This is a genomic window from Streptomyces sp. NPDC127595 (assembly GCF_042671685.1).
Classification (GTDB): domain Bacteria; phylum Actinomycetota; class Actinomycetes; order Streptomycetales; family Streptomycetaceae; genus Streptomyces.
This window is the reverse complement of sequence record NZ_JBHXWK010000021.1, coordinates 45,152-53,027: the sequence shown is the minus strand read 5'-3', so window position 1 is coordinate 53,027 and position 7,876 is coordinate 45,152. Positions and strand designations below refer to the sequence as shown.

At 69.4% G+C, this 7,876-nt stretch carries 5 protein-coding genes; all 5 read left to right on the top strand.

Going from position 1 to position 7,876, the window contains the following annotated elements; all coding sequences use genetic code 11:
* The first annotated feature begins 240 nt into the window (after positions 1-240).
* The 5 genes from ACFVKT_RS39060 to ACFVKT_RS39040 all read left to right on the top strand — a co-directional run bounded on the left by ACFVKT_RS39060 (position 241) and on the right by ACFVKT_RS39040 (position 7,748).
* Positions 241-1,326 (top strand): S-(hydroxymethyl)mycothiol dehydrogenase, encoded by a 1,086-nt coding sequence (locus ACFVKT_RS39060; protein ID WP_385741373.1) that lies wholly within the window; start codon positions 241-243, stop codon positions 1,324-1,326.
* A gap of 158 nt (positions 1,327-1,484) precedes the next feature.
* The gene (locus ACFVKT_RS39055) at positions 1,485-3,941 is read left to right on the top strand and encodes an FAD-dependent oxidoreductase (protein ID WP_385741370.1); all 2,457 of its coding nucleotides are present in this window, start codon (positions 1,485-1,487) and stop codon (positions 3,939-3,941) included.
* 36 nt (positions 3,942-3,977) lie between these two features.
* Positions 3,978-5,132: an N-methyl-L-tryptophan oxidase gene (gene solA, locus ACFVKT_RS39050; protein ID WP_385741367.1), complete on the top strand. Its 1,155-nt coding sequence runs from the start codon at positions 3,978-3,980 to the stop codon at positions 5,130-5,132.
* A gap of 11 nt (positions 5,133-5,143) precedes the next feature.
* A complete protein-coding gene (locus tag ACFVKT_RS39045) occupies positions 5,144-6,289 on the top strand; it encodes an aromatic ring-hydroxylating dioxygenase subunit alpha (protein ID WP_385741364.1) in 1,146 nt (381 codons plus the stop codon).
* Positions 6,282-7,748, top strand: a complete 1,467-nt coding sequence (locus ACFVKT_RS39040; RefSeq protein WP_385741360.1) for an aldehyde dehydrogenase family protein — start codon at positions 6,282-6,284, stop codon at positions 7,746-7,748. Before ACFVKT_RS39045 ends, ACFVKT_RS39040 begins: the two co-directional genes overlap by 8 nt.
* The last annotated feature ends 128 nt before the right edge of the window (positions 7,749-7,876 follow it).

Sequence of the window (7,876 nt, the reverse complement as noted above, 5' to 3'; positions counted from 1 at the left end):
GGGGGGGGGCCGGGGCCCCCCCCCCCCCCCACCACCCCCCCCGCCCCCCCCCCCCGCGCCCCGGCGCCGGCCGCCTGACCCCCGGCCCCCCCCCGCCTCTGTGTGTCGGGCAGGTTTCGTGCCGCCCGTTCCTTTTGCCAAGGGTTAACCCCCACCTCTTGACGACCCCATGACGGCGTTCTCAATATGTTCCTCATAGCGCAACCCATCGTGCATTGCGCAACAGCAGAGGAGCTTGTCGTGCCACACGAGGTCCGTGCCGTAGTCGCCGTCAAGAAGGGCGCACCCGTCGAGGTGCAGACGATCCTCGTCCCCGATCCCGGCCCGGGTGAGGTGCTCGTCGCCGTACAGGCATGCGGGGTCTGCCACACGGATCTGCACTACCGGGAGGGCGCGATCACCGACGACTTCCCCTTCCTGCTGGGCCATGAGGCGGCCGGCACGATCGAGTCGGTCGGCGAGGGTGTCACCGACCTGGTCCCCGGCGACTACGTCGTCCTCGCCTGGCGCGCGCCCTGCGGAAGCTGTCGCTCCTGTCGCCGTGGCCGCCCCTGGTACTGCTTCGACTCCCGCAACGCCACCCAGCCGATGACGCTCCTCGACGGCACCCCGCTCAGCAACGCCCTCGGCATCGGCGCCTTCGCCGAGAAGACCCTGGTCGCGGCCGGACAGGCGGTGAAGATCGACCCGGCCGCCCGTCCCGAGGCCGCGGGCCTCATCGGCTGCGGGGTGATGGCCGGGTACGGCGCCGCGGTCAACACCGGCAACGTCGGCCGGGGTGACACGGTCGCCGTCATCGGCTGCGGCGGTGTGGGCAACGCGGCGATCGCGGGCGCCTGCCTCAACGGCGCAATGAAGGTCATCGCCGTCGACATCGACGACAAGAAGCTCGACCAGGCCGAGAAGTTCGGCGCGACCCACACGGTCAACTCCCGTGGCACGGATCCCGTGGAGGCCGTACGCGCGCTCACCGACGGTTTCGGCGTCGACATCGCCATCGACGCGGTGGGCCGGCCGGAGACGTACAAGCAGGCCTTCTACATGCGCGACCACGCCGGTGTGCTCGTCCAGGTCGGCGTCCCGGACCCCGAGATGAAGATCGAGATCCCGCTGATCGACCTGTTCTCGCGCGGCGGCGCCCTGAAGTCGTCCTGGTACGGCGACTGCCTGCCGAGCCGCGACTTCCCGTTCCTCATCGACCAGTACCTCTACGGTCTGCTGGACCTCAACGCCTTCGTCAGCGAGACCATCTCGCTCGATCAGGTCGAGGAGGCGTTCGCGAAGATGCACCGGGGCGAGGTACTGCGTTCGGTGGTGGTCCTGTGACCCCCGACGGCACGCGCCAAAGCGACGGCGTGCGCGTCCAACGCCTCGTCACCTCGGGCACGTTCAAGCACGGCTTGCGCGCCCAACACATCGTCCCCCAGCGGCCCGACGTCCCCACGCCCTGAGCGCGTCCGCTCCCCACCCCGGCAAGGAGGGGCATGTCCAGCACACCCGAAACCCATCCCCGTGTGGTCATCGTGGGCGCCGGCATCGTCGGCTGTTCACTCGCCGACGAGCTGACCGCCCGCGGCTGGACCGACGTCACCGTTCTCGAACAGGGGCCGCTGCCCGCCCCGGGCGGCTCCACCTCGCACGCACCGGGGCTGGTGTTCCAGACGAGCCCGTCCAAGACGCTCACGGCGTTCGCCCGCTACACGGTCGAGAAGTTCAACTCACTCCAGGTTGACGGAGTTTCCTGCTTCAACCAGGTCGGCGGTCTGGAACTCGCGACCACGCCGGAGCGCCTGGCCGACCTGCACCGAAAGGCCGGCTACGCCGCTGCCTGCGGTGTGCGCGGCGAGGTCGTCAGCGCGACCCGCTGCAAGGAACTCTGGCCGCTCATCGACGAGTCGACCGTCCTCGGCGGCTTCCACACGCCCGACGACGGCCTGGCCCGCGCCCTTCTCGCAGCCCGTGCCCAGCTGGCAAGGGCGACCGAAAGGGGCGCCCGCTTCCTGGACCGCCACACGGTCACCGGGATCGAGCAGGAGGACGGCCGGGTCACCGCCGTCGTCACCGACCGGGGCACCTTCCCCGCCGACCATGTCGTCTCCGCCGCCGGATTCTGGGGGCCGGTCATCGGCCGTATGGCCGGAGTCGAGGTCCCACTGCAACCGCTCGCGCACCAGTACGCGAAGACGAAGTCACTACCCGAGCTGGCCGGCGCGGAGTCGGAAGCCTCCAGGCCCATCCTCCGCTTCCAGGACCGCGACCTCTACTTCCGTGAGCACAACGACCGTATCGGCATCGGCAGTTACGCCCACAAGCCGCTCCCCGTCGACCCGTTCGCGATCCTCCCGTACGACGAGGCGCGCGCGAACGACCTGGAGATGCCGTCCTCGTTCCCCTTCACCGAGGAGGACTGGGCGCCGAGTTGGGACGACTGCCGCCAACTGATGCCGGCCCTGCGCGAGACGGAGATCGAGGAGGGCTTCAACGGCGTCTTCTCCTTCACGCCCGACGGCATGCCGGTCCTCGGCGAATCACGGAAACTCCGCGGCTTCTGGCTGGCCGAGGCCGTCTGGGTCACCCACTCCGCCGGGGTCGCGAAGGCGGTCGCCGAGTGGATGGTCGACGGACGCGCCTCCATCGACCTGCACGAGTGCGACCTCACCCGATTCGAGGATGCGCAGCGTTCACCCTCGTACATCCTTGAACGCGGTTCACAGCAGTTCGTCGAGGTGTACGACGTCCTGCACCCGCTCCAGCCGATGGAGCAGCCCCGTCCGCTGCGTGTCAGCCCCTTCTACGCCCGGCAGCAGGAACTCGGCGCCCACTTCCTGGAGGGCGGCGGCTGGGAACGCCCGCACTGGTACGAGGCGAACGCCCCGCTCGTCGACGCCCTCGGGCCGCTCCCCGAGCGTGACGCCTGGTCGGCCCGCTACTGGTCGCCGATCGCGGCCGCCGAGGCGAAGGCGACCCGCGAGAAGGTCGCGCTGTACGACATGACCCCGCTGCGCCGCCTCGAAGTCACCGGCCCCGGCGCCCTCGCCTTCCTCCAGCGGATGACCACCAACAACCTCCGCAAGAAGCCCGGCGCGGTCACGTACACACTGCTCCTGGACGAGACGGGCGGCGTACGCTCCGACCTCACCGTCGCGCGCCTCGCCGTCGACCGCTTCCAGGTGGGCGCCAACTCCCCCACCGACCTTGACTGGTTGATCCGGCACGCACCCGCCGACGTACACATCCGGGACATCACCTCCGGCACCTGCTGCATCGGTGTCTGGGGCCCGCTCGCCCGCGACCTCGTCCAGCCGTTGACCCGCGACGACTTCTCGCACGAGGGCTTCGGCTACTTCCGCGCGAAGGAGGCCTACCTCGGGCATGTCCCGGTGACGGCGATGCGGCTGTCGTATGTCGGCGAGCTGGGCTGGGAGTTGTACACCAGCGCCGACCTCGGGCTCCGGCTCTGGGACACGCTGTGGGAGGCGGGGCAGGAGCACGGCGTGGTCGCGGCCGGGCGCTCCGCCTTCAACTCCCTCCGCCTGGAAAAGGGTTACCGCGCCTGGGGCGTCGACATGACCGACGAGCACAACCCCTACGAGGCGGGCGTCGGTTTCGCCGTCCGTATGGACAAGGACGGCTTCGTCGGCCAGGAGGCGCTGCAAGGACTTGCTCAGGCCGAGCCGGCGCGCAGGCTCACACCGCTGCTCCTCGACGACCCGGCCGCCGTCGTCCTCGGCAAGGAGCCGGTGTACGTGGACGGCACCCCCGTCGGCTACGTGACCAGCGCCTCGTACGGCTACACGCTGGGCCGCTGCGTCGCGTACGCCTGGCTGCCGGCGCTGGCGAGCGGCACGGGCGTGCACATCGAGTACTTCGGCGAGAAGATCCCCGCGACCGTCGCCGACGAGCCGCTCTTCGACCCGAAGATGACCCGCATCCGGCGCTGACACACCTGCCGTCGACACACCCTCAGGAGGCTTACTGTGTCCCCGACTTACGACGTGATCGTGATCGGTCTCGGCGGTATGGGCAGCGCCGCCGCTCACCACCTCTCCGCGCGCGGCGCCCGTGTGCTCGGCCTGGAGAAGTTCGGCCCGGTGCACAACCGCGGTTCCAGTCACGGCGGTTCGCGGATCACGCGCCAGTCCTACTTCGAGGACCCGGCGTACGTACCGCTGCTGCTGCGCGCCTACGAGCTGTACGACGAGGTGGAGCGGGCCACCGGCCGGGACATCGCGACGCTCTGCGGCGGCGTGATGATCGGCCCTCCCGACTCGCTGACCTTCTCCGGCTCGCTCCGCTCCGCCAAGGAGTGGGACCTGCCGCACGAGATCCTGGACGCGGCCGAGATCCGCCGCCGCTTCCCCACGCTCAACCCGCACGACGACGAGGTCGCGCTCTACGAGGCCCGCGCCGGGTTCGTCCGCCCGGAGAACACCGTCGCCGCGCACCTCCAGCTCGCCACCCGTCAGGGCGCCGACCTGCACTTCGACGAGCCGATGACGCGCTGGGAGCCGTACAAGGACGGTGTACGGGTTCACACGGCCGAGAACACTTACACGGCAGGCCAGTTGGTGATCTGCCCGGGGGCGTGGGCGCCGCAGCTGCTCACCGATCTGGGGGTGCCGTTCACGATCGAGCGGCAGGTCATGTACTGGTTCCAGCCGAAGGCCGGCGTCCGGCCGTTCCTGCCCGCCAACCATCCCATCTACATCTGGGAGGACGCGGCCGGAGTACAGGTCTACGGCTTCCCCTCGATCGACGGGCCCGATCTCGGCGCCAAGGTCGCCTTCTTCCGCAAGGGCGTCGAGTGCACCCCGGAGAACATCGACCGGACCGTGCACGAGGACGAGATCGGGGCCATGGCTGACCACATGTCCCGCTGCATCCCCGACCTGCCCGGCACCTTCCTCAAGGCCGCCACCTGCATGTACTCCAACACCCCCGACGAGCACTTCGTCATCGCCCGGCACCCGGCGCACCCGGAGTCCGTCACCGTGGCCTGCGGGTTCTCCGGGCACGGCTTCAAGTTCGTGCCGGTCGTCGGCGAGATCCTCGCCGACCTGGCACTGAACGGCAGCACCGAACACCCGATCGACCTCTTCGACCCCCAGCGCCTCGCCGCCGCGCCCGCCTGAGGAGTACGCACGTGACGACGACCCCCATCTCCCCGAGCCCCCTCTCCCCCAGCCTGATCGCCACCCTCCCCGGGCGCTACTACACCGATCCGGAGATCTTCCGCGCGGAGCAGGAGCGGCTCTTCGAGTCGATGTGGTTCTGTGCCGTCCGCTCCGCCGATCTCACCAAGCCGGGCGCCTTCCGCACGGTCCAGGTCGGCCGCGAGAGCGTTCTGGTCACCCGTTCGCGCACCGGTGAGCTGCGCGCGTTTCTCAATATCTGCCGCCACCGCGGGGCCCGGCTGTGCACGGAGGAGGCGGGCGAGGTCCGCCGCAATCTTCAGTGCCCGTACCACGCCTGGACGTACGACCTCGACGGCAAGCTGGTCGCCGCACCGAATCTGATCAAGATGCCGGACGTCGACCGCGTCGAATACGGCCTGGTCAAGGTCGCCCTGCGGGAATGGCTCGGCTACGCCTGGGTATGCGTGGCCGAAGAGCCGCCCTCCTTCGAGGAGACGGTGATGGGCGCGGCCGTCGAACGGCTCGGCAACGCGGCGGCCATCGAGCACTACGGAACGGAGAACCTCGCCCTCGGCAAACGCATCACCTACGACGTGAAGGCGAACTGGAAGCTGATCGTCGAGAACTTCATGGAGTGCTACCACTGCGCCACGATCCACCCCGAACTCACCGACGTACTTCCGGAGTTCGCGGAGGGTTACGCGGCCCAGTACTACGTCGGTCATGGCGCCGAGTTCGGCGAGGAGATCAAGGGATTCACGGTCGACGGCAGCGAGGGATTCGCCAAGCTGCCCGCGGTAGCGGAGGATCAGGACCGTCGTTACTATGCGATAACCGTCAAACCGACCGTATTCATCAATCTCGTCCCGGACCATGTCATCCTGCACCGCATGTTCCCCCTCGCCGAGGACCGCACGGTCGTGGAGTGCGACTGGCTCTACGCTCCAGATGTCGTCGCATCGGGCGCCGATGTGTCGAAGTCCGTGGAACTCTTCCACCGGGTCAACACCCAGGACTTCGAGGCCTGCGAACGTACGCAGCCCGCGATGGCGTCCCGCGCCTACCGGCGGGGCGGGGTCCTGGTGCCCACCGAGCACCACATCGGGATCTTCCACGAGTGGCTCATAGGCATGCTGGGAGGCATGGATGGCTGATCTTTATATCGACGGCGCATGGACGAGTGCCCGGGAGAAACGGACCCGGGAGATCCGCTGTCCGGCGGACGGCTCGCTGGTCGCCGAGGTGGACGAGGCGGGCGGCCAGGACACGGTCGACGCGATCGCGGCGGCGCGCCGCGCCTTCGACGAGGGCCCCTGGCCCCACACGCCGGCGAACGAGCGCGGCGACCTGCTGCTGCGGGTCGCCGACCTCCTGGTACGCGACAAGGACGCACTCGCCCGCGCGGAGTCGCTCGACACCGGCAAACGCCTGGTGGAGAGCGAGTACGACATCGACGACATCGTGAACTGCTTCCGCTACTTCGGAAAGCTCGTGACGAGCGAGTCCGGCCGGGTCGTGGAGACGGGTTCGGCGGGCGTCGACAGCCGGGTCGTATACGAACCGGTCGGTGTCTGCGCGCTGATCACCCCGTGGAACTATCCGCTGCTCCAGACGGCATGGAAGGTCGCCCCGGCCATCGCGGCGGGCAACACCTTCGTCCTCAAGCCGAGCGAGCTGACCCCGCACACCGCGATCCATCTGATGCGCCTCCTGGAGGAGGCCGGGCTGCCCGCCGGCGCGGGCAACCTGATCCTCGGCGCGGGGCCCGAGGCCGGCGCGCCGCTGGGCGAGCATCCGGACGTGGACCTGGTGTCCTTCACCGGCGGTCTGCAGACCGGCCGCAGGCTGATGGCCGCGGCGGCCGGGACGGTGAAGAAGGTCGCCCTCGAACTCGGCGGCAAGAACCCCAACATCGTCTTCGCGGACGCCGACTTCGACACGGCCGTCGACATGGCACTGACCGCCGTCTTCCTGCACTCCGGACAGGTGTGTTCGGCGGGCGCCCGCCTCCTGGTCGAGGACTCGCTGCACGACCGCTTCGTCGACGAGGTCGTCCGCCGGGCCCAACTGATCAGGCTGGGCGGGCCGTTCGACGAGCGGGCACAGACCGGACCGCTGATCTCGGCGGCGCACCGGGCGAAGGTCGAGGCGTATGTCGCCAAGGGCCTGGCGGAGGGCGCGGTGCTGCGCTGCGGCGGGGAGCGCCCTGCCGATCCTCCGCACCCGGAGGGCTTCTACTATCCGCCGACCGTGCTCGACGAGTGCTCCGGCGGGATGTCCGTCGTACAGGAAGAGTCCTTCGGTCCCGTACTGACCGTGGAGCGGTTCACCGACGAGGCGGAGGCCGTACGACTGGCCAACGCCACCATCTACGGTCTCGCGGGCGGGATCTTCACCTCCGACGAGGCGAAGGCCCAGCGGGTCGCGTCCGCGCTGCGCATCGGCACCGTGTGGATCAACGACTACCACCCGTACGTCCCGCAGGCCGAGTGGGGCGGTTACAAGCAGTCCGGGTTCGGGCGGGAGCTCGGGCCGGCCGGTCTCGCCGAATACCGCGAGACGAAGCACATCTGGCGTACGACGAACCCGAGTCCGCAGGGCTGGTTCGACTGATCCGACCAGTTCCGGCCGTCGGAGCCGTGAACCCCGGCAAGCGCTGATCCGCTGATCCGGCACCCACGGACCGGCCCTATGATCCAGCACCCACACACCTACGACCCCGCACGAGCCGCACTCCCCCT

Bases quoted from the DNA above. Each gene is read 5' to 3' on its own strand.
- ACFVKT_RS39055 (WP_385741370.1), top strand. From the start codon at position 1,485: ATGTCCAGCACACCCGAAACCCATCCCCGTGTGGTCATCGTGGGCGCC.
- ACFVKT_RS39040 (WP_385741360.1), top strand. From the start codon at position 6,282: ATGGCTGATCTTTATATCGACGGCGCATGGACGAGTGCCCGGGAGAAA.